Below are 26,500 nucleotides of genomic sequence, written 5' to 3'. Positions count from 1 at the left end.
AGAAAAATAACGTACTTTAATGAACTACATTGAGCATATTGGGAAATACTTTGTCATGCTAAAGCAAGTTTTTACAAAACCACAGCGTAAACGTGTTTTTAAAGAAGCTTTATTTAGAGAGATAGATGAATTAGGTCATAAATCACTAGGTATTATAGCTTTTATTTCATTTTTTATAGGTGGGGTAATTGCGTTACAAACCGCATTAAATTTAGAAAGTCCGTTTATACCAAAATCATTAATCGGTTTTGCAGCAAAACGCTCCATTATATTAGAGTTTGCTCCCACATTTTGTTCTATAATTTTAGCAGGTAAAGTAGGTTCGTACATAACATCAAGTATAGGCGCAATGAGAGTTACTGAACAAATTGATGCGTTGGAGGTTATGGGAATTAATTCTTTAAATTATTTGGTGTTACCTAAAATAATAGCAACGGTATTTTTTTACCCGTTTTTAATTGTTTTAGGAATGTTTTTAGGAATTTGGGGAGGATGGGTTGCAGGAGTGCTTTCAGGATTGTTTTCAGGAGCAGATTATATAATAGGAGTACAAATGGAATTTGATCCGTTTTTATTAACCTATGCAATTATAAAAACATTAGTTTTTGCTTTTTTAATAGCTACAGTGCCCTCGTACCATGGTTATTATGTAAAAGGAGGTTCGTTAGAAGTAGGTAAGGCAAGTACACAATCGGTAGTTTGGACAACCGTACTTATTGTAATTGCTAATTATTTATTAACTCAAATGTTGTTAACATAAAATGATAGAAGTAAATAATTTACACAAAGGATTCAGTGGAGTTGAAATTTTAAAAGGAATAACAACTTCTTTTTTGCCAGGAGAAACAAGTTTGATTATTGGACAAAGTGGTTCAGGAAAAACAGTGTTTTTAAAATCATTAATAGGGTTGCATATTCCTGAAAAGGGAACCATAGTTTACGATGGTCGTGTAAATACAGAAATGACTATTGAAGATAAACGAAACTTTAGAAAAGAATTAGGGATGGTTTTTCAAGGCAGTGCTTTATTTGACTCACAAACTGTTGAAGAAAACGTGATGTTTCCTCTTAAAATGTTTACAAAACAACCTATTGATGAGATGTTAGATAGGGTGAACTTTGTTTTAAAGCGAGTAAACTTAGAAAATTCGAATAAAAAATTCCCAGCAGAATTATCAGGAGGGATGCAAAAGCGTGTTGCCATTGCACGAGCAATTGTAATGAAACCAAAATATTTATTTTGCGACGAACCAAACTCAGGGTTAGACCCTCAAACATCAATTGTAATTGATAATTTAATTCAAGAAATTACGGATGAGTATAAAATAACGACTGTGATTAATACCCATGATATGAATTCGGTGATGGAAATAGGAGATAAAATAGTTTTTCTTAAAAACGGGAAAAAAGCTTGGGAAGGATCACATAAAGAAATTTTTAAAACAGATAATGAAGCTGTGGTAGACTTTGTGTATTCGTCAAATTTATTTAAAAAAGTAAGACAAGCATATTTATCTGAAAAATAATTTTAAAGTTAAATAATTGTAAAACAATACGCTAAAAGGAGTAGTGGTAATATAGTTGTTTTTTTTGTGTTTTTTTTTTGTAAAAGTGAAAAAGGAATGTATATTTGCACCCGCTAAGGAGAAAAATAATGACCTGGTAGCTCAGTTGGTAGAGCATCTCCCTTTTAAGGAGAGGGTCCTGGGTTCGAGCCCCAGCCCGGTCACTAAAAGCTTTTCTTAATTTAAGAAAAGCTTTATTTTTTTCTAAAGCTTTGGGGAGATACCAAAGCGGCCAACTGGGACGGACTGTAACTCCGTTGTCTTACGACTTCGCAGGTTCGAATCCTGCTCTCCCCACAAAACCTCAATCTTAAAATAGATTGAGGTTTTTTTTGTCAAAAAATATTTTGTTGTAAAGAGCACGTTTTCAGCAGTCTATTTTTTAGTGCTTAAAAAGCTTTGTTTTTTTGTTGTAAAAAGTTTGCAGAATCAAAAATAGCTTCTATATTTGCACCCGCTAAGGAGAAAAATAATGACCTGGTAGCTCAGTTGGTAGAGCATCTCCCTTTTAAGGAGAGGGTCCTGGGTTCGAGCCCCAGCCCGGTCACTAAAAGCTTTTCTTAATTTAAGAAAAGCTTTATTTTTTTCTAAAGCTTTGGGGAGATACCAAAGCGGCCAACTGGGACGGACTGTAACTCCGTTGTCTTACGACTTCGCAGGTTCGAATCCTGCTCTCCCCACAAAACCTCAATCTTAAAATAGATTGAGGTTTTTTTTTATCAAAAAATATTTTGTTTATTTTTTAGGTTAAAATTTTAAACATTTTATATTTTTGAAAAATTAAAACAACTCATTTATGAAAAAATTATTATCATTTGCATTAATATTACAATCATTTGTGTTTATTGGGCAAAATCAAGGGGTAATTACAGGTAAGGTAATTGATGAAAAAACAAGAGAAGCTATTCCTTTTGTAAATGTTTTAGTTTATGGAACATCTATTGGAATTGCTTCGGATGAAAATGGCGCCTTTAAAATAACGAATATCCCGTTAGGATATAATAAACTACAAATTTCGTTTATAGGTTATGAAACCTTAATTTCAGATGAATATTTGGTTACAAAAGATAAAGCTCCTTTTATAAATATCGAATTGAAAGAGAACAGTACCAATTTAAAAGAAGTAGAAATAAAAGCCAGTTTATACAAAAAATCATTAGAAAGTCCGTTGTCATTACAATCTTTAGGGGTTGCTGAAATAGAAAAAAATCCTGGAGGTAATAGAGATGTTTTAAAGGTAATTCAGTCGTTTCCAGGAGTAGCATCAAATCCTGGGTTTAGAAATGACATTATAATCCGTGGAGGAGCAACATCTGAAAATAAATTTTATTTAGATGGAGTTGAAGTTCCTGTGATTAATCACTTTCAAACACAAGGAGCAACCGGTGGTCCTGTTGGGATAATGAATGCAGATTTAATACGTAAAGTTGATTTTTATTCAAGTGCATTTCCTGCAAATAGAGGAAATACCTTAAGTTCAGTTATCGAGTTTACTCAAAAAAGAGGAAATCCTACAGCTTTAAATACCAGGGCAACTTTAGGTACATCAGATGCAGGTATCACTTTAGATGGACCTATTGGTGATAAAACTACATTTATGTTTTCGGTTCGTCAATCGTATTTACAATTTCTTTTTAAGTTAATTAAGCTACCTTTTTTACCAACGTATAATGATTTTCAGTTAAATGTAAAATCTCAGTTGTCAAAAAATAGTGAGTTATCTATAATCGCTTTAGGAGCGATAGATAATTTTAAACTAAATAAAGATGTAAATGACGGAGAAACCGATGTAGATAAGATTAAAAGCAATAAATTGTTTTTAAATACAGTTCCTGTAAATACTCAGTGGAATTATACAGTAGGAGCGAGTTATAAGTATTTTGATGTAAATGCTACACACCTTTTTGTTTTGAGTAGAAATGAATTGAAAAACAAGGCGGAGAAATATTTTATGAATAAAGAAACTCCATCTAATTTATTATTAGACTATAGCTCTAAAGAAATTGAAACTAAATTTAGGTACGAGTATGATTTTGAAACACAGAACTCTTTTAAAATAAATATAGGTACAAATCTAGAAAAGGCTACTTATATAAATGATACTTACCGAAAAGTTGCAAATTCAAATGGAGTTTTTGAAGATGTTTTTAATTCGGAGATTGATTTTATCAAATATGGTTTTTTTGGGCAGATTTCTAAGGAGTTTTTAAACAATAAGTTGGGAGTTTCTTTTGGTTTTAGAACCGACGGAATTGATTATAATACCGAAATGAAAAATCAAATTAATCAATTTTCACCAAGGCTTTCTTTAAGTTATGCTTTAAATGACAAAGTGTCAATAAATTCATCAATAGGGCGCTACTATCAGTTGCCATCTTATACTGTTTTAGGATTTAAAAATAATGTAGGAACGTTTGTGAATAAAAAAGGATTGAAATATATACAGTCAGACCATATTGTTGGCGGATTATTATACAAACCAACAGTAAGTTCTAAAATTACCTTAGAAGGGTTTTATAAAAAGTATAAAAACTACCCATTTTCAGTAAGAAACCAAATAAGTTTAGCAAATTTAGGAGCAGGTTTTGGTGTTGTGGGTAATGAAGAAGTTATATCAAGCTCTAAAGGAAGAGCTTATGGATTTGAAGTGTTGGCACAAAAAAAATCATATAATGGTTTGTACGGAATTGCTTCTTATACCTTTGTTAGAAGTGAGTTTAAAAACGCTATGAATGCGTATATTCCATCTACTTGGGATAATAAACATTTAATGACAATAACAGCAGGAAAAAAATTAAATAAAAATTGGGAGCTAGGAGCTAAGTTTAGGTTAGTAGGCGGTAGGCCTTATACACCTTATGATGAAAACGCTTCATCATTAAAATCTAATTATGATGTTATAAATGGAGGTACTTTAGATTATACAAAGTTAAACGGAGAACGCTTTGCTACATACACGCAATTAGATGTTAGAGTTGATAAAACATGGTTTTTAAAAAAGACTGCAATTAATTTATATATTGATATTCAAAATATTTATGCAAGTAGCTCAAAGCAACGACCATCGTTATTGCCACTAGAAGATGAAAATGGTCGAATTTCTGATCCTTCAGATAATAATAGGTATCTTTTAGAAGAAATAGAAAGTACATCAGGAAGAGCGTTACCACAAATAGGAGTTATTGTAGATTTTTAGAGATATAAATTATTAAAATAAATATAAAAAAGGTAAATTGCTTTATGAAAATAAAAAGATAAAAATGAAAAAAATAGTAATAGCAGCCGCTTTTAGTTTGTTGAGTATTGGTGTAATAACAGCACAAAAATACGAGTTTAAAACTATAAAGGATATTGAAAATACAGCAGTAAAAAGCCAAGGAAGAACAGGTACTTGTTGGAGCTTTTCTACGACTTCATTTTTAGAGTCTGAAATTATACGATTAACAGGTAAAAATATTGATTTATCAGAAATGTATACAGTACGTAATACTTATTCAGATAAGGCAAGTAACTATTTATATCGTCAAGGAAAAGCGCAGTTTAGCGAAGGCGGATTAGGGCATGATGTTATTAATTCGGTAGCTAATTATGGTTTGGTTCCTGAACAAGTTTTTTCAGGATTAGATATTGGGCAAAATGTACACAACCATGCTGAGTTAGTGGCAGTTTTAAAGGCAATGTTAAATACCTATATTAAAAACCCTGCGAAACAATTAAGTCCAAAGTGGAAAAAAGCAACAGAAAGTGTTTTAGATGTTTATTTGGGTAAAAATAAAGCGAAATTTAAGTTTGAAGGAAAAGAATACACTCCTAAAACTTTTGCAAAGCATGTAAAAATTGATCCATCAAATTACGTAACAATAAGCTCGTTTACACACGCTAAAATGTATGATAAATTTGTGTTGAATATTCCTGATAATTTTTCGAATGGTTCATTTTATAACGTATCTTTAAATGAGTTAGTTTCGGTAACTGAAACAGCGATTAATGAAGGATATACAATAGAGTTAGATTGTGATGTGTCAGAAAAAACATTTTCTTCAAAATACGGAGTTGCGTTTATACCAGCAAGTAGTACAGAAAATGAAAAAGGACTAAAAGAAATTGTAAAAGAAAAGAATATAACACCAAGTTTTCGTCAATCAGAGTTTGAAAACTTTAATACAACCGACGATCATTTAATGCATATTGTTGGTTTAGTTAAAGATCAAAAAGGAAATAAATATTTTAAAGTAAAAAATTCTTGGGGAGCAAAACAAGGAAATAAAGGATATGTGTATATGTCTATCCCATATTTTAAATTAAAAACAATATCGGTATTGTTACATAAAAACGCGATTTCAAGTAATTTAAAAAATAAATTGGATATCAATTAAAAACGTTTAAGAAATAGAATAAAAAAGTATAACCAAATATTTTGAACGTTTTATTTTTTAATAAATAATTAAAGTAATTTTGTGTATTATCAAACGTTGACATTCATTATGAAAAAAACCGAAATAATAGAAAAATTAAATAATCCTGTTTGGAATTCTTTAAACGAAACACATGACACATTTTCAATAAAATATGACGGAATTAAGTTTTACGCACCGGAATATTGTCCTTTTGGAGGTTTTATAAATCTTGAAAATTCCTCCGATGGTATTGATAATTACTCTGCAAAGAATAACAACTTTTATGTAGTTGGAAAAAAACCACTATTTAGTAATGCATTAACTTTAAATAAAAATTTAGTATGCAATCAAATGATTCTTGATAAGCCTATCAATATTAGTATAAATGAACAGATTGTTGAATTAAAAACCCAACGTCAAAAAACTGAATTGTTTCATTTAGTTAATAAGATTCAACCTGGTTATTTTAACAGTAAGACATCTGATTTAGGAAATTATTTCGGAATATATAAAGACGAAAAACTAATTGCTGTAACAGGAGAAAGAATGAAAATGAATGAATTCACAGAAATAAGTGCTGTTATTACTCATCCAGAGCATACTGGAAAAGGTTATGCAAAACAATTAATAAAACAAACTACAAATCAAATATTTAAAGAAAATAAAATTCCTTACTTACACGTTGCTGAATCAAATATTGGAGCAATCAAACTTTATGAAAAACTTGGATTTACAACAAGACGTAAAATAAGCTTTTGGAATTTCAAAACAGTATAAATAACGAAATGCCAATAACGTGTATAATTCGTTACTTGTTATAGTCTACTTACGGAAAGTCCTCGCGCACTTTCTATCTGTGTTTATTTGCTAACTTTAGTGCTTAAACAGGCAACAAAATCATACACAAAACCGAAAAAAAGAAATGTAAATGGAAGAAAAAATAAATCAAGATGAAAATGTAGAACAGTCAAAACAAGCAATTCAGGATGATGCAAAAGGGTTGTGGCAAAGTTCTAAAAAATTTATAATTGAATTATTAGATTTTCGTGATGATACAGATCAAGAAGCAACTATTGAGGCGATAAAGGTAGATATACCATTTAAAGGAGCAACTGCTTGGATTTTAATTTGCTCAATTTTTGTAGCATCCATAGGGCTAAATGCAAATTCAACAGCCGTAGTAATTGGAGCCATGTTAATATCTCCATTAATGGGGCCAATTTTAGGAATCGGTATGTCAATAGCTATTAACGATATTGACACACTAAAAAAATCAATGATAAACTTAGCAACTATGATTGTATTAAGTTTATTAACCGCATTTTTATTTTTCTTTCTATTTCCTTTAAAAGAAGAAACTTCAGAATTATTAGGAAGAGTAAAACCTGATATTAGAGATGTTCTTATCGCATTTTTTGGAGGTTTGGCATTAATTATAGCAAGAACTAAAAAAGGAACAATAGCATCTGTAATATTTGGAGTTGCAATTGCAACAGCGTTAATGCCGCCTTTATGTACCGCAGGGTATGGGTTGGCAGTAGGTAATTTTGATTACTTTTTTGGAGCAATGTATTTATTTATTATTAATACAATATTTATCGCATTAGCAACCTTTGTAGTTTTAAAACTATTAGGATTTACGATGATTCGTTATGTAAATTCCGAAAAAAGAAAGAAAACAGCTCGTTTAGCATCTTTTGTCGCTTTTTTAGTAATGGTTCCGGCAATTTTTACCTTTGTTAATGTTTATAGAGAAAGTGTAGAAAATGCAAATTACGATAAGTTTTTAAAAGATGAAATATATACTAATAAAGACTTATGGTTGCAAAGAGAAAAAATTCACAGAGATACCAAAAAAATCAATTTGTTTTTTAATGGAGATGTAACTGATGCTACAGAAACGTTTTTAAGAAATGAATTAAAAACTTACAATAAATTAGATGATTACGAGCTAATAATAAACGAAAATAAAGCTAGAAGTGTAGATAGAGTAGTAGATGCTTATGATAGAGCAATTGCAGATTTAGACCAAAAAGATAATGTGATTAAAGGTTTGCATAGAGAAATCGAGGATTTAAAAGGGACTATAACCAATTTAAATAACAGGATAGAGCAGGATGCTTTAATTAGAGATAAAAATAACGTACCGTTTAGTAAAGTTGCTAAAGAAGCTAAAATTAGATATAATGATATTAAAACCATAAGTTTTTCAAAGAAATTATCTTCATCAGATTTTATAAAAGTAGATACAATTCCCGAATTATCAGTTACATGGAATAAAAAAATAGCAGACTCAATTATTCAGAAAAAAGAAAAGGAACTTAAACTTTGGTTAGAAAAAGAACTTAAACTGAAAATAACTTTAATTAAATAATATTTATTTAATTTAACATATCTTTAACTATAAAGAAGGTTTGAGTGAAAACAAATAAAATAATTTTGCTTTGTAAGAATATAGTTTTTTAGCTCTATATAATATAAAAACATTCTCCCTTAAAAGATGTTTTTAGGTAATTGTTTTTATAGATCACATACAGCCCTCTGTGTTATTAAATATATTGTATAAACATACAAAAGTATGTAAGTAGTTATAATTTAATAAAGGATGAAAAATAATATTTTAATAATACATAATGATCAGAGTATTTCACATCTGATTAAAATGATGTTGTCAAACGTAAATACTACTTTTAAAATTAGTAATACGTATGAGGACATGAAAACCGCCCTTCATATAAAAAAATACGACCTTATAATTACAGATGCTGAGATTAAAGGAAGTTTTGTTTTTCAATATTTAGAAGATTTAAAAACAATGGCCAAAGACTCGCCAATAATTGTAATGTCAGAAATTGACCAAGAAGCTATTGTTAGTACAGCAAAAAAAATAGGGGTTAACGAATTTATTTCTTTCCCTTTTACTCAATTAGATATAAATAGTTGTATTAATCGCTATTTATGAATTTAGAACACTTACTTTATACGTTTATATTTTTTTTAATCACGATACTTGTTTTATTATGGGGTTTAATTATTTATAATATAAAAAAGAATAAAATATTAGAAAGAGAAAATATCGTTTTTGAAAAGAAAATTATCCAGGGGATTATTACAACTTACTCTAAATTAGAAGTAGAAGCAACAAAAAATAAATTAAAAAGATTAAAAAAATACATAAAAAAAGACCCAGAAACTCTTTGGAAATCGGCACGTATTTTTGTTAAGATAAATAGAGTTGTAAAGTTTTCTAAAGAAGAGCAATTTCAAGAAATTTTTAAATACCTTGGAATAAAGGGAGTTTTAAAGAAAAAAATAAAAGACAAAGATTGGTATATTAAGGCAAAAGCAATATGGTTATCATACGAATTTGAATTAGAAGGTAATTTACAAATGGTCATTCCTTACAGAGATGTAGAAAATACTTTAGTACGACGTGAAGCACAAATAGCTTTAGTGTCTTTTATTGGATGGAAAAGTTTAGTTTTCTTTCCTTACGTAACAAGACCAATGTCGTTATGGCAACAAATTAGAATAATAGAAAAATTAGAAGAAACAACAAATAAGTTAGATTTGCAATACCTAGACAAAGCACTACTGTCAAAAAATGAAAAAGTGAAAGAGTTATTGATTAGAGTTATCAAGAATTTTAAACTTGAACAATACAAATATTATATTATTGATCAACTTTTTTCTGACAATACGAGGCTTGTAGATGTCGCATTTGAAACTTTAAAAAATTTAGAGATAACCAAAAAAGAAATAAAAGGAATAAAATCACGGTTTTTAGAGAAAACGATAGAGAATCAACGCATGGATATTTTTAATTATCTGGATACAAGAATATTAGTTTAATTAAATGAAAATTTTATGAATCATTTAGTTAAAAATAGTATTGATTATTTTTTTTTAATATATGGGGTTATCATCTTTTGTATTTATTTTTCATTTATTTTTTTAGCATCTAGAGCTATCAGAAAAGCAAAACGGAAAGCGAATTTTTTAAATGTAGATTATATCAAGGGTTCTCATGATTTACCCTCTATAAGTTTAATTGCACCTGCATATAATGAGGGTAAAACGATCATTACCAATGTTAAATCGTTACTTTCTATACAGTATCCGTTTTATGAGTTAATTATAGTGAACGATGGGAGTAATGATGACTCTATAAAACAATTAATAACCGTTTTTAATTTAGAGGAAATTCCTTTAAAAGAAAATACTACAGGAATTTCATGTGCAGAAATTACAACAGCTTATAAAAGTACCAATCCTAAATATGCTAGTTTAACAGTTGTAGATAAATATAACGGAGGCCGTTCAGATGCTATTAATTGCGGGATAATTTTTGCTAAATCTAACTTAGTATTATGTACAGATGCCGATTGTATTATAGAGCAAGACGCCTTATTAAAAATGGTTAGGCCTTATATAGAAGCAACAGATAAAGAAGTTATTGCCAGTGGAGGTATTATAGGTTTAGCAAACGATTCAGTGATAAAAAATGGGATACTTAAAGAAGTGCGAGTACCAAAAAAAATGTTACCACGAATACAGGTTGTCGAATATATTAGAGCTTTTTTATTAGGACGCATGGCATGGGGTCAAGTAGATGGCTTAATGCTTGTTTCTGGTGCTTTTGGATTGTATTCAAGATACAGGTTGTTGGAGGTTGGCGGGTTAGATAAAGATAGTGTAGGTGAAGACCTTGAGTTATGCATTCGATTACGTACACATATGGAAGACTTAAAAAAACCGTATGAAGTAGTTTATATACCTGAGGTTTTATGCTGGACAGAAGCTCCACCAGATTTTAAAACTTATATATCACAAAGAGACCGCTGGGCAAGAGGTTTATGGGAAACGATGTATAAACATCGTTCTTTATTTTTTAATAAAAAATACGGTAATATGGGAAAAATATTTTTTCCATACTGGATTTTCTTCGAATTAGGAGCGCCTATAGTAGAATTTTTAGGAATATTATATATTATTTATAACTCAGTTTTTAATTTTATTAATTGGCCAATATCAATACTTCTATTGATTGTTGTGTATTTATTAGGATGTGTATTTTCAACAGTTTCAGTGTTTATGTATTCATTAAATTATAAACATTATTCGAAACCCAAAATGATATTTCAGTTATTAATAGCAGCTTATGTTGAATCTTTTTATAGCCACCCAGTAATGTTGTACGCACAATTAAAAGGTTTTTTTAAGAAGGTGTTTAAAATTGAGACAGGTTGGGGAGCTATGGCTAGAGCTGGATTTAATGAAGAAGCAATTGAAGAATAGTATTAAAGCATGTTAAAAATGATAATTAAAAATAGAGGTTTGTACACTAAAAAAATGTTTTATGGCATAGTTAAAAACATATTAGTTGTTTTTTGTTTTTTCTATATAACGAATACCCAAGCTCAAAAAAAGGAATTAAATGTAGATTCATTGTATTATAAAGCGAACGATTTTTATAAGAAAAAAGCATACACAAAAGCTTTACCTATTGTAAATTTAGCTCTTAATCTAGCTCCAAATTATATTGATATCCGTGTTTTACGTATCCGTGTTTTACAAAGATTAAAAAAAATAGAAGTAGCTGAAAATGACATTCAGTATATAGTATCACATGATAAAGCAATAACTTATAAAAATTTGGTGTTAGCACAAATAAACTTGATTAAAACTACAAATGAGCTCAATGATTTTATAACTAAAGTAGAAATTTTTTATGAAGCAGATTTAGATTTTGAACTATCAAAAGCCGAAGCGTATTTGCGATTAGAAGATAAAAAAACAACAGAATTTTTAGTAAATAAAATAAGTAATCATCCTTTAAATAAAGAGCAAAAATATAGATACCGTAAACTTTTAAAGAAAATAAAGAACAGTCAAATAAGTGTATATTACGATATTAATTCTTTCATGAAAGAATATCCAACAACAAAATCGTGGCATACAATACAGCTTGAATATATGAAGTTTTTAGAAAAATATTCATTAGGAGCAAGAGTAACTTACAGTAAACACTTTGTTGATGATGCAGTATTGTATGAGGTAGAGTCATACCCTGTTTTTTCTGACAAAATGTATGGTTTTATTAATATAAGTGCTTCGTCTAAAGCAGATTTTTTTCAAAATTATGGAGTAAAAGCTTCTTTATATTATACAGTAGTAAAATGGATAGAAGTTGAAGGTGGTTTTCGATATTTGAGTTATAATACCGATAATTTTCTTTCGTATGTAATCGGAGCAACTTCGTACCAAAATAAATTTTATTTAAATGCACGTGTTTTTTTAGGGCCTAAAATTAATGGAGATTTTATACAAAATTACCAAGCAAATGTTCGTTATTATTATGATAATACAGAAAATTATGTGTCAGTAAGAGTTGGAACTGGAATTTCACCAGACGAAGCTTCTAGGTTTATACAAGTTACATCAAATCCTAGTTTAAATTCTTATTATGCAACAATTGGAGCCACAAAAAGATTAAACGATAATTATAATATATCAGCAAATATTGGTTTTTTAACAGAAGAACTTACTGGTAATAAAAGAGGAAATCAATTAATTGGTAATATTGGGTTAAAGTATCGTTTTTAGACTTTTTTTATAATTTATTATAGTATAAGCTTTTAATAATACCATCTGATAAACCTATTTTTGGTACAAATATTTTACGGGCACCACTCCATTTCATTGCAGAAAGGTAGATTTTAGTAGCAGGAACAATAACATCAGCTCTATCAGGATTTAAACTAAGTTCAGAAATACGCTCTTTATAACTCATTTTTTTTAAGAATTGGTACTGAGCATTTAAATAAATATAAGAAATTGGCTTACCCATATCTCTTCCTGACATTTTAAATATTTTATTAATATTTCCACCTGAACCAATTAAAGAAATACGTTTATATACTTTCGTGTTTTCCTCAACCCACTCTTGTACTTTTTTAAAAATAAGTTTATTTTCAGATTTTTTATTGTTAATCAATCTTACGGTACCAATTTTAAAAGATTTTGAATTAATGATTCTTCCTTTTGAAAACAAAGTAAATTCAGTACTACCACCACCAACATCAACATAAAGATAGGTAGACTCTGATTCTATTAATTGATTTAAATCTGTTGAAAATATAATAGCAGCTTCTTTTTTACCATCAATAATATCTATTGCTATTTCTGTTTTTTTTAAAATAGTACTGATTACGTCATTACCGTTTTCTGCCTCTCTCATAGCAGAAGTTGCACAGGCTTTATATTTTTCAACACCATGAACTTTCATAAGTAGTTTAAAAGCTTCCATGGCATCAATCATTCGATTGGTATTTTCTTTAGAAATTATACCACCAACAAAAGCATCAGCACCTAGTCGAATAGGAACTCTAACTAATGAAGATTTTTTAAATTGCGGTTCTTTATCTTTTTCTTCAATAACATTTGCTACCAAAAGCCTTACAGCATTCGAACCTATATCTATAGCACCGTATTTTTTTATTTTCAAAATAATATAGATTTATCTATGGTTTTTAGGAAACTCTATTAAGGTAGTGTTTCCTTTTTTTATATCTTTCCAATGTTTGTCTTTAAATTGAATCCCAATTACACCGCACGTAGTTACATGTGCTATTGGTTTATTGCCAAATTTATTTACAAAACTATTTATTCCATGATCATGACTAAATACAATAGCACTGTCAAAACTATCATCTAAAGCTTTAACTGTTTTTACTAAGTAACCATCACTAAAACTGTATAATTGTTTTTTTATTTGCAGGTTAGATAGCGGATATTTAAAGTTTTCACAAAAAATAACGGCAGTATGTAAAGCTCTATTTGCGCTACTTGAAAGAAATACATCTGGTCTTTTAATTTTTTTTGATAGATGTTTAGATAAAAAGTGAGCATCTTTAATACCACGTTCTTTTAGCGGTCTATCAATATCATCTACACCTTCGTATTTCCAAGAAGATTTTGCATGACGAACAATATATAGTGTTTTCATTTATTTTTTTAAAGCTATGTAAATATAAAACTAAGGAGCCAAACGTTCAAGTTTCCAAGAAAAATCTTTTTCTAAAGTATATCGCATTCTATCATGCATTCTATTAGGGCGACCTTGCCAAAATTCAATCGAAATAGGTTTTACTAAAAAACCACCCCAATGTGATGGACGCGTAATTTCTTTTCCTTTAAATTTATCAGTGGTGTTTTTTAATTGTTTGTCAAGTATTTCACGAGACACAACAACTTCACTTTGGTTTGATGCCCAAGCGCCAAGTTTACTTCCGTTAGGTCTAGATTCAAAATAACCGTCTGATAAATTTTCGGCTAATTTTTCAGCTTTTCCTTTTATAATTATTTGTCGTTCTAAACCAGCCCAAAAAAAAGATAAACAAACGTTATTGTTGTTTAAAATAGCCTTTCCTTTTTCAGAATTATAATTTGTGTAAAAAATAAACCCTTCCCAAGTATATTTTTTAAGTAAAACAATTCTGTTTTTAGGAAAACCATCTAATCCAATTGAAGCAATATTCATGGCATTTGCCTCGTCTACCATTTCAGATGCATCTGCAGTAAAAAACCAATCTCTAAAAAGTTCAATTGGGTTTTCTGGGCAGTTTTCTTTTAGTAATTCTTGTTTTTCGTATGACTTTCTGTAATTGCTTAAATCGTGTGACATTGTAATTTTTTATGCTATGTAAAAATACATTTTTATCAAATATTTAAAACTTTTTTGATCTTAAAGTTTAGCAAGATTTGAAAAATGAGTAGCAAGATAGGACAAGTGTAATAATGAGTTGCTAATTAATTTGCGGTAAATAACAGTTGGGTAGTAATTTTATACAGTTGAGAATATATTTTTATGCAAAACTTTAAAAAGAACTGATTTTTGAGCTATCAAATAACAAAACAATGAAACGATTATTATTTATTTTATGCTTATTAATTCAAAGTTATTTAATGGCGCAAACTCCAATTACTGGAATTGTAACCGATAAAAAAGGAACACCAATTGAAGGAGCAAATGTATATTTAGACGGAACCTATGACGGAACATCATCTGATGAAAAAGGAAATTTTTCTTTTACAACATCAGCAAAAGGAACAAAAACATTAATCGTTTCCTTTATTTCTTTTGAAACGTTTTCAAAAACAGCATTAGTTACTGATTTTAATAAATTAATAATAAAATTAAGAGATGATGTAAATACATTAGATGCTGTAACTATTAATGCAGGAACTTTTGAAGCCGGTGATAATGCTAAAGTAACTGCTTTAAAACCGTTAGATGTGGTAACAACAGCAAGTGCGTTGGGAGATTTTGTTGGTGCTTTACAAACCTTACCAGGAACCTCAAAAGTTGATGAAGATGGTCGACTTTTTGTACGTGGAGGTGAAGCAGAGGAAACACAGATTTTTGTAGATGGAATGCGAGTGTTTACACCATACACGCCATCGGCAAATAACATTCCCACTCGCGGACGATTTTCGCCTTTTTTATTTAAAGGGATTACGTTTTCTACAGGAGGATATTCGGCGGAGTATGGGCAAGCTTTATCAAGCGTTTTATTGCTAAATACTACGGATGAAGCGGTTGAAGAAAAAACAGATTTGTCTTTTATGACTGTAGGTTTAGGGGTTGGAAACACGCAAATTTTTGGTGAGAATTCATTAAGTGTAAATGCTTCGTATGTAAACCTAGCACCATATCAAGGAGCATTTCCTGATAATAACCAATGGCATAAACCTATACAAGCGTTAAGTGGAGAAGCGGTGTATCGTTTTAAGTTTAAAAACGAATCAATGTTAAAAGTATATGGAGCTTTTAGTTATACCGATTTTGATTTAACGCAAGATGATATAAATTATGATGAAGGTGTACGTTTTGGGTTGAAAAATAGAAATTTATATTTTAACACATCGTACAAAAATAGTTTTGGAGATGGATGGAAACTAGCAACTGGTATAAGCTTTACAAACGACCATTCTGACACTAAAGTTATCAATGATAAAATTATTGATGAAGAAAACTCTGCTCATGTAAAAGTAGCCTTGAAAAAACGTTTTTCAAATCGCTTTAAGTTAAGTTTTGGAGCAGAATATTTTGTTACCGATTTTAATGAGGATTACAAAAACAGTAGTAGTAATGAGAAATTTAATTACGGTTTTGATAATAATATTTTAGCAAGTTATGTTGAAGCTGATATATTTTTCTCAAAAAAGTTAGCATCAAAAGTTGGTGTTCGTGGTGAGTATTCTGAATTATTAAATCAGTTTACAGTTTCTCCAAGAGCATCAATAGCTTATAAATCGGGTGATAATTCGCAATTTTCGTTTGCTTACGGTCGTTTTTTTCAAAATCCTAAAAACGATTATTTAAAGTTTAACACCAGTTTTAAAGCCGAAAACACTTCTCATTTTATTGCGAACTATCAATATGTAAAAAATAAGCAAATTTTTAGGGTTGAGGCTTATTATAAAAATTATCAAAACTTAGTAAAGTATGATACGAATTTAACTTTACCAACCTCTAATTATTCAAATTTAGGAGCAGGCTATGCACAAGGAATTGATGTTTTTTGGAGAGATAATAAGAGTATTAAAAATACCGATTATTGGGTTTCATATTCGTATTTAGATACCAAAAGAGATTATAAAAATTATCCGATAAAAGCAATGCCAAATTTTGCATCTGCACATAATTTATCGGTTGTAGGTAAGCATTTTATAACCGATTGGAAAAGTCAAGTAGGGGTAAGTTATAATTTTGCTTCTGGTAGAAATTATACAAATCCGAATAAAACAGGTTTTTTAAACAATAAGACTAAAAGTTATAACTCGGTAAGTGTAAACTGGGCGTATTTAATTAGTCAACAAAAAATATTGTATTTCTCAGTAAACAACGTTTTAGGAACTCAAAATATATTCGGGTACAATTATAAAAACACACCTAATATGAATGGTGTTTTTGATAGACAAGCAATTACACCAAATGCAGATAGATTTTTCTTTGTAGGTTTTTTCTGGACAATTAGCGATAATAAAAAAGATAATCAATTAGATAATCTATAACAGTATTATAAGAGTAATTTTTGATAAAAAAAGCCATCTGAATTCAGATGGCTTTTAGAACTAGTTAATAAAAATTGAATTATCTTATTAAAAGCTTTTTTAAAGTGATTCCTTTTTTTGTTTTCATTTTTAAAATGTACATTCCTTTGGTAAGGTGTTGTACAGAAAATTTATTTTTGTTTGTAAACTCTCCTACTTTTTTTCCTTGGATATTAAATAATTGAGCAGAAACATTTTCATTGGTAGTACTTCTTATGGTAATATAATCTGTAGCAGGATTTGGAAATACAGATAGTTGAAGTAATGTAGATGTTAATGAAGCAGTAGGACCTGTTACAGGAAGCGAAATATTTAGTTGATTACTCCATGCACTATTTTCAGTCGAGTTTTTTGCTCTAACTCTAAATGTGTAATTCGTGTCAGAATTTTGTTTCGATACCCAAAGATAATAAGTAGTAGAAGTACCTTCAGTTACCCAACTTCCGTTTTTAAGAAGTTGAACCTCGTAATCTGTAGCTCCAGAAACGGTATTCCAAGAAGCATAAAAACCTGTACTATATACTCCAGAGTCACCAATATTTTCAGGTGTTGGTAATGTAGGTGTAGGTTCGTTTCCACTTCCAGAAAATGAAACGGTATAATCTTCAGCTTCACCATCACCTATAACTGTACACGCATCTGTAGGTGAGCTATAATACTTCATAATTACACGCATTCTTGTAGTGCCAGAAGCAGCGTTATCAACAGTAAAGTTACCAGAAACAACTCCGTTACCAGAAAGACCATCTATAACTCTTTCAGAAGATTCAAATGTGTTATTTTTATTATAGTCAATAAAAATAGCCCAATGTTCAGTATAAGCAGAATCTGAAAAACCAGGTGTTAGACTAACACTAGTTGCATTTCCTGGAGTTAAATCAACTGTTTGAGAGGTGTGGTCTCCGTAACCATTAGCATCCACTCCAGAAGTGTTAGAAAAACTATCAATAGTTACATTTTGTATGTATTCATAAGTATTACTACCTGTAATAGTGCAGTAGTTTCCTCCACCAGTATCAGCATTTGTTGTTGCTGTTGTAGTGTTAGAATAACTTGAATTTGTATTTCCTGAGAAAGCACGAACTCTGTAAGAGTATGCTGTACTAGCAGTTAAACCTGTATTAGTATAAGTAGTCACGTTGGCTGCTGAAGTAGTAATTACAGAAAAACTACCATTAGTATTCATTTTTTCAATAGTGAAGCCATCTTCGTTAGATGAATTATCTGACCAATTTAATACTATTTCAGATGGGGAATTAGAAGTGCTGGTTAAATTAGTTGGAGCGTTAACAGGAGTAGGGTTATTGTCAATTATTGTTTGCCCTGCTCGTATATCACCATTTGGCTTTGTTGAAAAAGCATATTCATATATAGTCATACCACTTCCGTCAGAGGTAACACTTGCCTTCATCCAGCCATGAATAGGCTCGTTATTATGAACAGCAGAAAAACCAATGTAACCAGTTTGTCCATCCCAACTAGTATGGCTTGAAGTTCTTAAATCTAATTGATCAGGGTATGCACCTGGTGCTGTAAAATTGCTACTAGTAGAAATTAGTTGGTTGTTGTTAAGTAAAGTAATGTTTCTGGTAGTAGAAGATGTAACTAATTTTTTACCGTATGTTTCTAACTTTAAATGAGTGCCAGTATATTGCCATGCACCATAAGCTCCGTCTCCATTTATTTTAGTAAGAGAAAACCACTTCCAAGTTGCTCCTGTACTTGCAGATGCGTCAGCAATGTTTTCATAAATTATTTCAAAAGGATCGTAAAATTTAAAATTTAATCCTACAGAGGTGCATGATAAACTTTGGTTTGCACCAATAGCTGAATTGTTAAAAGTTAAATTAGCAACCAGATTGTTTGAAGTTAAATGATTGCTAGCAGTACCTGTAATAGTGATGTTTGCAGTTGTATATGATGTTGTTTGCACAGTTGCTGATAGTCCTTGTGGAAGAGTTAATAAATAATCTGTTCCAGAAACCAAGGTTGCAGATGGTGAAGCAAAGTTTGCTCCAGTAACTGTTATTGTTGCCGATTGGTTAAATGAACCATTATTAGAAATAAGTTCTTTAACAATAGCGTTATCTACACTTAATGTAGCACCAGAGTTGTTAACACCTGTGTCAATTAAGTTTTGTGATTGCCATAATGATTGACGAGCAGGGTGTTGTAAAGCTGCTAACATTCTATTAGTTTGCCCAACTGTAAACATTTTGTAACAACCATAAGCAGCTCCATTATATCCCATATAATTTTCGTAATTAATATAGTTTCCTTCGCAATTTGTACTCGGAGCACAACTTGTTCCTGTTGTAGACGCACCTTCAGGAGGTGTATCATTAACTTCATCATTAGGATAGGTACAACCACCGTCAAATGTATGTATAAGATTTAAAAAGTGCCCAAATTCATGAGTTAAAACAGAAGCAAATTCATCACCCGTATTCCCATGTAAATATTGACCATTATATACAACTCTAGCTGTGTTGCTATTAGACATTGATGTGTTTGGATACCACGCAACACCTGAGTTCGTAGACGAACCATCTGCATATAAATCACCTTGAATATAAACGTTCATGTATTTGTAGTTATCCCAAGCATCATTTGCTATTTGAGAATCGTAACCTCCGCCATTACCGTAACCAGACTTTTCTGGATAATAAACAACGCCCTCTGTACAGTTTCCATAAGGATCTAGTTTTGCTAATTTAAATTCGACGTTAAGTGTACTTTTTCTAGCGTTAAAATAAGAGTCTACAGTATTAAAATCTGGGTTTAAGCCTTGAAAGTCGTCATTTAATTTTTGCAAGGCGACTTTAATTTTATCTGTTGTAACTGTTTTTCCGTGCTGTATATCTCCATAGACATGAAATACAACAGGTATTGTATAGGTAGCAACTGCTGCTTTTTTACTTAGTTTATTTTTTGCTTGTTTTTTTGTGAATAAGTTAAATTTTTGATATTCAACTCTAGATTCTGGATGTTTTTTAAAATAAATTTCATTTTGTTCACTGGCTTTACAAGCATGTTCAGATTGTGAGTAACCTAAAAATGAAGTCAGTGCGAAAAGCATAATTAAATAGTTAATTTTTTTCATAATTGAAGGGTTTTGTTATTTTAATTAGTTAATTAAGTTGTAAAATTATGTTTTTGATATGGTTTTCATAATGCATAATTTACCTAAAATAGATACTATATTGTTGCTAATGTGTTGTTTTTGAGTGTTTTGTTGTGTGTAATGTTATTTGTCTGCGGTTTTTTAGTATCTAATTAAATTAATTAGATGGTTAAAAAGAAGATAGATTTAAAAATTACTTTTTTATTGAAAATTATTTTCAGGTTTGAATAAGAATTCAAAAAAATATTTAATTGAAGAAAGAAAAGAAATGCAAAGAAGTATTTTAATAGTGATATTATTTATAAGCGGAGCTATAATTATTATGGTTTAAGAAAAATATATAATTACCTTATGGGTAGGTAGTTAAATCTAATAAAGGAGGTTTATTTGTAGCCCTTTATAATACAAAAACTATCTTGTAAAAAAAAGCGAGTAAATAGTACCATTGTAAAAGTAGTGGTAATCGTTTTAAAAGACATTTCGGAAGGAGCATAGGCTATTTTTGATTTTTCATGATATTAGCGATAATAAAAAAGACAATCAATTAAATAATCTATAAAAACAACAATTCGGTTATAAAAACTTACAGTTCGGTTTTCTTTTTTATAGAAAACATGACAAAGTGAAGATATTTGAAGTGTCAAAAAAAATAAACTAAAAATCAATTAAACTAAGAAACATGAAAAAAGTAATTACACTGATAGTATTAGCATTTGCTATAAACTTATCAGCACAAAGTGAATATGAAAAAGGAATGACAAAAGCATTTTCACTTTGGAGCACGAATAACAGTACCGAAGCAGGGCAATTATTTGAACGAATTTCTAATGCTGAAAAAGATAAATGGTTACCACCTTTTTATGCCGCAACGGTTCAAATATTAGAATGTTTTCAAATAAAAGATGAAAATACATTAAAATCAAAATTAACAAAAGCGCAAACGTTTATCGATTTAGCAACTAAAAATTCGCCCAATAATCCTGAAATATTAATTACACAAGCACTTTTAAATACGGCGTATATTGTTTTTGATGGTCAAAAGTATGGTATGTCAATGTCTATGAAAAACACTGCTTTGTATGCAAAGGCATTAAAAATAGCGCCGAATAATCCAAGAGTTATTTTTAGTAAAGCAGAATCAGACATAGGAACGGCTCGTTTTTTTGGTCAGTCTACAGCCCCATTTTGTAAAGATGTAAAAAGAGCGATTTCCTTAAGTAAAGAAGAAAAAATAACGATAAAGTTTTATCCTACGTTTTTGTTAAAAAGAGCAGAAGAAGTATTGAGTAAATGTGAAGCAAAATAATCACCTTCTCTAAAGGCAATTGTTTACTTTTGTAACACAACACAAACTAAAAACAATGGCTTTAAAAGCAGTTTTATTCGACATGGATGGTGTAATTGTAGACACTGAACCGTTACACAAACAAGCATATTTTTTAATGTTTGCTAAAGTAGGTATTAACGTTTCTCAAGAACAATATAATGCGTACACAGGGCAATCAACAATTGAAATTTGTAAAGATTTAGTAAATACTTTTAATTTATCAATAGCAGCTACAGAGTTAGTTGCTTATAAAAGAGCTTTTTTTAAAGAGCTCTTTTTTTCTGATGATAATGATTTGCAATTGTTAGACGGAGTTTTAGATCTAATTAAAAATTATTACACAAACGGGGTTACGTTGGTTTTAGCATCATCAGCTTCAATGGTAACTATTAATAACGTTTTTAATAAGTTTGATTTAAATCAATATTTTAAAGGTAAAATTAGCGGTGCCGATTTAAAGGCGTCAAAACCACACCCTGAAATTTTTATAAAAGCAGCTGAAATTGCTGGTTTTGATAAAAAAGAATGTTTGGTAATTGAAGATTCTACCAACGGAATTAGAGCAGCTTATGATGGCGGAATTTATTGTGTAGCTTATAAAAGTGAACACTCTAAAGCACAAGATTATTCGTTAGCTCAAAAGGTAATATCTAATTATTCAGAAATTGAATATGAGTTTGTTAAAGATGTAGTATAGTTTTTAGAAAGCTAATGATTTTCAACTAACTGAATCATTTTTAAGAATGACTTTTTATTAGTTGTCCATTTTTTATAGTCTTTAAATGATAATTGCTGAAGTTTTTTAGTTGGATGTAATTGATGAAATATTGTTAATGCAACTAAAAAACTTCCAGCTTTTGATGGATGAAAATTATCGTAATCATATAAGTTATATAAGGTTTTATCTAAATTGTATTCTTTCCAGATTTCGCCAACAGGAAAAAGTATAGCGTTATTTTTGGCTGCTGCTATTTTATGATTTTCAATAACTTTATTAAAAGTATGATAATAGCGTTTTGATGGCCATACCATAAAGTAGCCTAACTTTATATTATGGTTATTACAAATTTTTTTTATTTTCTCACCATCTTCAATTAACATTCTTTTTCCTTCTGATTGAGATGATGGACCTTGCTGAATTATTAAATAATCGAACTTTTTTTTTGCTAATAATCTTTGAAGTTTTCCTTCATTTATATGATCAATAATAGCGTAATTAGGAAAACATAAACTCTTTGTTTTTATTGATACGCTTTGTTTTTTGCCAATATATTCTAATATTTTAGGCATGTTGTTAGCGTATGTTAAGCTGTTGCCTACAAATAAAACATTTTGAGAATGTAATGAAAGTTGGGTGAGTACCAGTAAAAAGAATAGTTTTTTCAAAATAGTTTAATTTACATTTTTACTATTTACATAAAAGTTTTTGTCTACTTTAATTTTAATTGAATTAACGTTCGTAGTTTGCCATTTTTCAGTTGGATGTAACAGTTGTTTTTTACCATCAATAAAAATAGTTAAAGGCATATTAAAATCATCAACAACATTGTTCCAACGATAAGAAAGTTGGTTGTTTTTTATTTTATATTCAAAAACAGGGATTTTAACGGTACGTAAATATTGATCGAAAACCTTGGTTAAATCTAATCCAGATTGCTGCGAAATATAGTTTTCAACTTGCTTTGTATTTACCGTTTTATGGTAGAAAACTTTGTTTAATCCGCGTAAAATTTGTCGCCATTTTTTATCATTATCAATTAAAGTTCTAATAGTATGTAGCATATTGGCTCCTTTGTAATACATATCGCCAGAACCTTCGCTGTTCACATCATATTGCCCAATAATAGGAATATCATTTTGTATACTTCTACGAGTACCAATTACGTATTCAGCAGCTGCTTTTTTACCGTAATAATAATCTAAAAATAGGTTTTCTGAATATGCTGTAAAACTTTCATGAATCCACATATCGGCAATGTCAATATTTGTAATGTTATTAGCAAACCACTCGTGTCCAGATTCATGAATAATAATAAAATCGAATTTTAAACCCCAGCCAGTTCCTGATAAATCTCTACCTAAGTATCCGTTCATATATTGATTTCCGTAGGTAACAGAACTTTGGTGTTCCATACCTAAATAAGGTGTTTCAACGAGTTTAAAACCATCTTCATAAAAAGGATATTTACCAAACCAATGCTCAAAAGCTTTCATCATTTTAGGAGCATCTTTAAACTGTTTTTTTGCTTTTTCTAAATTATCACGCAATACATAATAATCCATATCAAGTATTCCGTCTTCACCATTATATTTTTCAGAAAAATGCACGTAATCACCAATATTTACATTTACTCCGTAATTATTAATCGGGTTATTTACAAACCAATGATACGTTGTTGTATTATCTTTATGATGTTCGGTTTTACGTAATTTTCCGTTAGAAATATTCATTAAATTTTTAGGTACACGAACACTAATTGCCATACTATCAACTTCATCGTACATATGGTCTTTATTAGGCCACCAAACACTAGCACCTAAGCCTTGGCAAGAGGTAGCAGCAAAATGGTTTCCGTTAGTATCTTTTTTCCATGAAAAACCACCATCCCAAGGGGCACGTACAGCTTCTTTTGGATAGCCTTCGTAATAGATATCTAACGAATTTATGTTACCAATTTTTTGTTTGTCTTTTAAATGAATAAAATGCGCGTTTCCATTGGTAACTACTTTTAATTTTTTTCCGTTCTGAATTACTTTTATAATTTTTAACGGAGCCTGCAAATCAATTTGTAAAACATTATGAGGGTTTAAAACTTTGTACTGCACGGTATTTTTTCCGTTGATGAATTTTTTATCAGGATTTACACTAATGTCTAAATGATAGTAGGTTAAATCCCACCAAATTCTTTCAGGAGTAATAGATCCTCGTAAAGAGTCTTGTTTTGTAAAGGTTTTAGAGTGGTCAAACAAAGATGTTTGTGCTAAAAGGCTAAAACTGATAAAAAAAAATAACGTGCTAAAAATATATTTTTTACTCATAACTATTAAAATCTTGTAATATCTGGCTAAGATAAGTGATTAAACTCTTTTTTTATTGCGACTAACTTTAAGATATTTGCTTAAAAATTATTTAAAATGTCTAAAGTTATTCTAATAACAGGTGCTTCTTCAGGAATAGGAAAAGCAATTGCTACGTATTTACATGCTAAAAATTACACGGTTTACGGTACAAGTAGGAATCCTGATAAACTTAATTTACCCTTTAATATGGTTGCTTTAGATGTTACTGATGCCAAAACAATACAAACTGCAATTGCTAAAATAATACAAAAAGAAGGTAAAATTGATGTGTTAATTAATAATGCTGGTAAAGGAATAACGGGATCGATAGAAGATACTCCGACTGATGAAATGCGTGCTAATTTTGATACCAATTTTTTTGGGGTTATTGATGTTATTAAAACAGTATTGCCGCAAATGCGTAAGCAAAAATCAGGTGTTGTTATAAATGTTACTTCGATAGCGGGTTATATGGGGTTACCTTTTAGAGGAATTTATTCGGCAAGTAAAGGCGCATTAGAGTTGGTAACTGAAGCCTTAAGTATGGAGGTGAAAAGTTTTGGTGTTAAGATGATAAATGTTGCTCCGGGAGATTTTGCAACTAATATTGCTTCGGGTAGGTATCATACTCCAGTATATGAAGATTCGGCATATAAAGAAAAATATACTGAAAATTTAGCTTTAATGGATGGGCATGTAAGTTCTGGAATGGATCCTTTAGTAATGGCAAAAGCGATGCATCAAATTATAGAAAAAAGTAATCCGAAGATTCATTATAAAATAGGCGGATTTATGGAGAAGTTTTCAGTTGTTTTAAAACGTGTTTTACCAGATAAAACTTACGAAAAGTTATTAATGAATCATTATAAATTGTAAATTTGTATAGTATTTTGCGTTAGGGATTGCAGCATTTGTTTGAGCTCTTTTTAATTATTGAACGTAGTGAAATTATTAAAAAAGCGAGTGCGTAAAGCCCGCTCGAACGCCCAAAAATAAATAACACAACTTCAAAATAAATTATAATAGCATGAAATTTTTTATAGATACAGCTAACTTAGATCAAATTAAAGAGGCGCAAGCTTTAGGTATTTTAGATGGAGTAACTACAAATCCGTCATTAATGGCAAAGGAAGGAATTACTGGTGAGGCAAACATTATTAACCATTACAAAGCAATTTGTGAGTTGGTTGATGGTGATGTTTCTGCTGAGGTGATTTCAACAGATTTTGACGGAATGGTAAAAGAAGGTGAGGCATTGGCTGCTTTAAATCCGCAAATTGTGGTAAAATTACCAATGATAAAAGACGGAATAAAAGCGTGTAAATATTTTTCATCAAAAGGAATTAAAACAAACGTAACTTTAGTGTTTTCAGCAGGGCAAGCTTTATTAGCTGCAAAGGCTGGAGCAACCTATGTTTCTCCGTTTATTGGGCGTTTAGACGATATATCAACAGATGGATTAAACTTGATATCAGAAATTCGCCAAATTTATGATAACTATATGTTTGATACTCAAATTTTAGCAGCATCAGTACGTCACACAATGCATATTATTGATTGTGCTAAATTAGGCTCTGACGTAATGACAGGTCCTTTAAGTGCTATTGAAGGTTTGTTAAAACACCCTTTAACCGATATTGGTTTAGCTAAGTTTTTAGCAGATTATAAAAAAGGAAACTAGAAAATATTTTTAGTTATTAGTGTTTAGTTGATAAAATTAACTTATTGCAAAACACTAATAATTTAAATATTAAAAATAATTAGAAGCTATTTCCTGCTTTTCACTATATCTTTTTTATGAAAAATAAAAAAGGATGCCGTTTCAATCAGGGCTAAACTTATTTAGAAACAAATAGCAAAATTAAAAATGGTTTTTAGTGTTTATTTTAGTTTTTGGTGCTTACTAATA

The 26,500-nt window shown here is 29.9% G+C and carries 21 protein-coding genes and 4 tRNA genes; 19 read left to right on the top strand and 6 right to left on the bottom strand.

Translation table 11 applies throughout. The features are described from left to right. Positions 1 to 19: 19 nt before the first annotated feature. From BA195_RS08475 to BA195_RS08410, 14 genes are all read left to right on the top strand, one after another. Complete coding sequence (locus BA195_RS08475) at positions 20 to 760, top strand: MlaE family ABC transporter permease (RefSeq protein ID WP_068704437.1); 741 nt, start codon at positions 20 to 22, stop codon at positions 758 to 760. A gap of 1 nt (position 761) precedes the next feature. Then, a complete protein-coding gene (locus tag BA195_RS08470; protein ID WP_068704435.1) occupies positions 762 to 1,526 on the top strand; it encodes an ABC transporter ATP-binding protein in 765 nt (254 codons plus the stop codon). Between the two features lie 130 nt (positions 1,527 to 1,656). Continuing rightward, positions 1,657 to 1,729, top strand: a tRNA-Lys gene (locus tag BA195_RS08465). A 50-nt stretch (positions 1,730 to 1,779) separates the two neighbouring features. Then, positions 1,780 to 1,862, top strand: a tRNA-Tyr gene (locus BA195_RS08460). A gap of 177 nt (positions 1,863 to 2,039) precedes the next feature. Continuing rightward, positions 2,040 to 2,112, top strand: a tRNA-Lys gene (locus BA195_RS08455). A 50-nt stretch (positions 2,113 to 2,162) separates the two neighbouring features. Next, positions 2,163 to 2,245 (top strand) — tRNA-Tyr (locus BA195_RS08450). Between the two features lie 116 nt (positions 2,246 to 2,361). Continuing rightward, entirely contained in the window at positions 2,362 to 4,761 is a 2,400-nt protein-coding gene (locus BA195_RS08445; RefSeq protein ID WP_068704433.1) for a TonB-dependent receptor, read from the top strand. A gap of 64 nt (positions 4,762 to 4,825) precedes the next feature. Next, the gene (locus BA195_RS08440; RefSeq protein ID WP_068704431.1) at positions 4,826 to 5,941 is read left to right on the top strand and encodes a C1 family peptidase; all 1,116 of its coding nucleotides are present in this window, start codon (positions 4,826 to 4,828) and stop codon (positions 5,939 to 5,941) included. A gap of 108 nt (positions 5,942 to 6,049) precedes the next feature. Next, the gene (locus BA195_RS08435; RefSeq protein WP_068704429.1) at positions 6,050 to 6,739 is read left to right on the top strand and encodes a GNAT family N-acetyltransferase; all 690 of its coding nucleotides are present in this window, start codon (positions 6,050 to 6,052) and stop codon (positions 6,737 to 6,739) included. A gap of 151 nt (positions 6,740 to 6,890) precedes the next feature. Next, entirely contained in the window at positions 6,891 to 8,336 is a 1,446-nt protein-coding gene (locus BA195_RS08430) for a DUF389 domain-containing protein (RefSeq protein WP_068704427.1), read from the top strand. Between the two features lie 231 nt (positions 8,337 to 8,567). Next, a complete protein-coding gene (locus BA195_RS08425; RefSeq protein ID WP_084443132.1) occupies positions 8,568 to 8,924 on the top strand; it encodes a response regulator in 357 nt (118 codons plus the stop codon). After that, positions 8,921 to 9,814, top strand: coding sequence for a hypothetical protein (locus BA195_RS08420; RefSeq protein ID WP_068704423.1), 894 nt, complete (start codon positions 8,921 to 8,923; stop codon positions 9,812 to 9,814). Before BA195_RS08425 ends, BA195_RS08420 begins: the two co-directional genes overlap by 4 nt. Positions 9,815 to 9,829: 15 nt before the next feature. Continuing rightward, positions 9,830 to 11,260: a glycosyltransferase family 2 protein gene (locus BA195_RS08415; protein ID WP_068704421.1), complete on the top strand. Its 1,431-nt coding sequence runs from the start codon at positions 9,830 to 9,832 to the stop codon at positions 11,258 to 11,260. Positions 11,261 to 11,278: 18 nt separating this feature from the next. Continuing rightward, complete coding sequence (locus BA195_RS08410; protein WP_176714974.1) at positions 11,279 to 12,568, top strand: YaiO family outer membrane beta-barrel protein; 1,290 nt, start codon at positions 11,279 to 11,281, stop codon at positions 12,566 to 12,568. 7 nt (positions 12,569 to 12,575) lie between these two features. On the opposite strand, the gene BA195_RS08405 is transcribed toward BA195_RS08410, so the two are convergent. The 3 genes from BA195_RS08405 to pdxH are packed head-to-tail and all read right to left on the bottom strand — an operon-like array spanning position 12,576 to position 14,648. Continuing rightward, positions 12,576 to 13,472, bottom strand: a complete 897-nt coding sequence (locus BA195_RS08405; RefSeq protein ID WP_068704413.1) for a Ppx/GppA phosphatase family protein — start codon at positions 13,470 to 13,472, stop codon at positions 12,576 to 12,578. A gap of 9 nt (positions 13,473 to 13,481) precedes the next feature. Beyond that, positions 13,482 to 13,970: a SixA phosphatase family protein gene (locus BA195_RS08400; RefSeq protein WP_068704412.1), complete on the bottom strand. Its 489-nt coding sequence runs from the start codon at positions 13,968 to 13,970 to the stop codon at positions 13,482 to 13,484. A gap of 30 nt (positions 13,971 to 14,000) precedes the next feature. Next, complete coding sequence (gene pdxH / locus BA195_RS08395) at positions 14,001 to 14,648, bottom strand: pyridoxamine 5'-phosphate oxidase (protein WP_068704411.1); 648 nt, start codon at positions 14,646 to 14,648, stop codon at positions 14,001 to 14,003. Between the two features lie 233 nt (positions 14,649 to 14,881). On the opposite strand from pdxH, the gene BA195_RS08390 reads away from it, so the two are divergent. Beyond that, a complete protein-coding gene (locus BA195_RS08390; RefSeq protein WP_068704409.1) occupies positions 14,882 to 17,041 on the top strand; it encodes a TonB-dependent receptor in 2,160 nt (719 codons plus the stop codon). A 79-nt stretch (positions 17,042 to 17,120) separates the two neighbouring features. On the opposite strand, the gene BA195_RS08385 is transcribed toward BA195_RS08390, so the two are convergent. Continuing rightward, the gene (locus tag BA195_RS08385; protein WP_068704407.1) at positions 17,121 to 20,183 is read right to left on the bottom strand and encodes a M43 family zinc metalloprotease; all 3,063 of its coding nucleotides are present in this window, start codon (positions 20,181 to 20,183) and stop codon (positions 17,121 to 17,123) included. A gap of 700 nt (positions 20,184 to 20,883) precedes the next feature. On the opposite strand from BA195_RS08385, the gene BA195_RS08380 reads away from it, so the two are divergent. Together BA195_RS08380 and BA195_RS08375 are read left to right on the top strand one after the other, a co-directional pair. Next, positions 20,884 to 21,510, top strand: coding sequence for a hypothetical protein (locus BA195_RS08380; RefSeq protein WP_068704404.1), 627 nt, complete (start codon positions 20,884 to 20,886; stop codon positions 21,508 to 21,510). Between the two features lie 55 nt (positions 21,511 to 21,565). Then, positions 21,566 to 22,228 carry an HAD family hydrolase gene (locus tag BA195_RS08375; protein WP_068704402.1) on the top strand — a complete coding sequence of 221 codons (663 nt, stop codon included), beginning with the start codon at positions 21,566 to 21,568 and terminating at the stop codon, positions 22,226 to 22,228. A gap of 11 nt (positions 22,229 to 22,239) precedes the next feature. Here BA195_RS08375 and BA195_RS08370 read toward each other — a convergent pair whose 3' ends face one another. Further along, positions 22,240 to 22,821, bottom strand: coding sequence for an SGNH/GDSL hydrolase family protein (locus tag BA195_RS08370; protein ID WP_176714973.1), 582 nt, complete (start codon positions 22,819 to 22,821; stop codon positions 22,240 to 22,242). 102 nt (positions 22,822 to 22,923) lie between these two features. Beyond that, the gene (locus BA195_RS08365; protein ID WP_068704398.1) at positions 22,924 to 24,570 is read right to left on the bottom strand and encodes a M1 family metallopeptidase; all 1,647 of its coding nucleotides are present in this window, start codon (positions 24,568 to 24,570) and stop codon (positions 22,924 to 22,926) included. Between the two features lie 96 nt (positions 24,571 to 24,666). On the opposite strand from BA195_RS08365, the gene BA195_RS08360 reads away from it, so the two are divergent. After that, on the top strand, positions 24,667 to 25,467 hold the full coding sequence (locus BA195_RS08360; protein WP_068704396.1) for an SDR family oxidoreductase: 801 nt from the start codon (positions 24,667 to 24,669) through the stop codon (positions 25,465 to 25,467). A 151-nt stretch (positions 25,468 to 25,618) separates the two neighbouring features. Further along, the gene (gene fsa / locus BA195_RS08355) at positions 25,619 to 26,272 is read left to right on the top strand and encodes a fructose-6-phosphate aldolase (RefSeq protein ID WP_068704394.1); all 654 of its coding nucleotides are present in this window, start codon (positions 25,619 to 25,621) and stop codon (positions 26,270 to 26,272) included. Positions 26,273 to 26,500: the final 228 nt, after the last annotated feature.

It is taken from the genome of Tenacibaculum soleae, from assembly GCF_001693415.1.
Taxonomy (GTDB): Bacteria; Bacteroidota; Bacteroidia; order Flavobacteriales; family Flavobacteriaceae; genus Polaribacter; species Polaribacter soleae.
This window is presented reverse-complemented; position numbering and strand designations above follow the sequence as displayed.

Coding starts and splice junctions, on each gene's coding strand:
- BA195_RS08475 (WP_068704437.1), top strand. CDS start 20: ATGAACTACATTGAGCATATTGGGAAATACTTTGTCATGCTAAAGCAA.
- BA195_RS08470 (WP_068704435.1), top strand. CDS start 762: ATGATAGAAGTAAATAATTTACACAAAGGATTCAGTGGAGTTGAAATT.
- BA195_RS08445 (WP_068704433.1), top strand. CDS start 2,362: ATGAAAAAATTATTATCATTTGCATTAATATTACAATCATTTGTGTTT.
- BA195_RS08440 (WP_068704431.1), top strand. CDS start 4,826: ATGAAAAAAATAGTAATAGCAGCCGCTTTTAGTTTGTTGAGTATTGGT.
- BA195_RS08435 (WP_068704429.1), top strand. CDS start 6,050: ATGAAAAAAACCGAAATAATAGAAAAATTAAATAATCCTGTTTGGAAT.
- BA195_RS08430 (WP_068704427.1), top strand. CDS start 6,891: ATGGAAGAAAAAATAAATCAAGATGAAAATGTAGAACAGTCAAAACAA.
- BA195_RS08425 (WP_084443132.1), top strand. CDS start 8,568: ATGAAAAATAATATTTTAATAATACATAATGATCAGAGTATTTCACAT.
- BA195_RS08420 (WP_068704423.1), top strand. CDS start 8,921: ATGAATTTAGAACACTTACTTTATACGTTTATATTTTTTTTAATCACG.
- BA195_RS08415 (WP_068704421.1), top strand. CDS start 9,830: ATGAATCATTTAGTTAAAAATAGTATTGATTATTTTTTTTTAATATAT.
- BA195_RS08410 (WP_176714974.1), top strand. CDS start 11,279: ATGATAATTAAAAATAGAGGTTTGTACACTAAAAAAATGTTTTATGGC.
- BA195_RS08400 (WP_068704412.1), bottom strand. CDS start 13,970: ATGAAAACACTATATATTGTTCGTCATGCAAAATCTTCTTGGAAATAC.
- pdxH (WP_068704411.1), bottom strand. CDS start 14,648: ATGTCACACGATTTAAGCAATTACAGAAAGTCATACGAAAAACAAGAA.
- BA195_RS08390 (WP_068704409.1), top strand. CDS start 14,882: ATGAAACGATTATTATTTATTTTATGCTTATTAATTCAAAGTTATTTA.
- BA195_RS08385 (WP_068704407.1), bottom strand. CDS start 20,183: ATGAAAAAAATTAACTATTTAATTATGCTTTTCGCACTGACTTCATTT.
- BA195_RS08380 (WP_068704404.1), top strand. CDS start 20,884: ATGAAAAAAGTAATTACACTGATAGTATTAGCATTTGCTATAAACTTA.
- BA195_RS08375 (WP_068704402.1), top strand. CDS start 21,566: ATGGCTTTAAAAGCAGTTTTATTCGACATGGATGGTGTAATTGTAGAC.
- BA195_RS08370 (WP_176714973.1), bottom strand. CDS start 22,821: ATGCCTAAAATATTAGAATATATTGGCAAAAAACAAAGCGTATCAATA.
- BA195_RS08365 (WP_068704398.1), bottom strand. CDS start 24,570: ATGAGTAAAAAATATATTTTTAGCACGTTATTTTTTTTTATCAGTTTT.
- BA195_RS08360 (WP_068704396.1), top strand. CDS start 24,667: ATGTCTAAAGTTATTCTAATAACAGGTGCTTCTTCAGGAATAGGAAAA.
- fsa (WP_068704394.1), top strand. CDS start 25,619: ATGAAATTTTTTATAGATACAGCTAACTTAGATCAAATTAAAGAGGCG.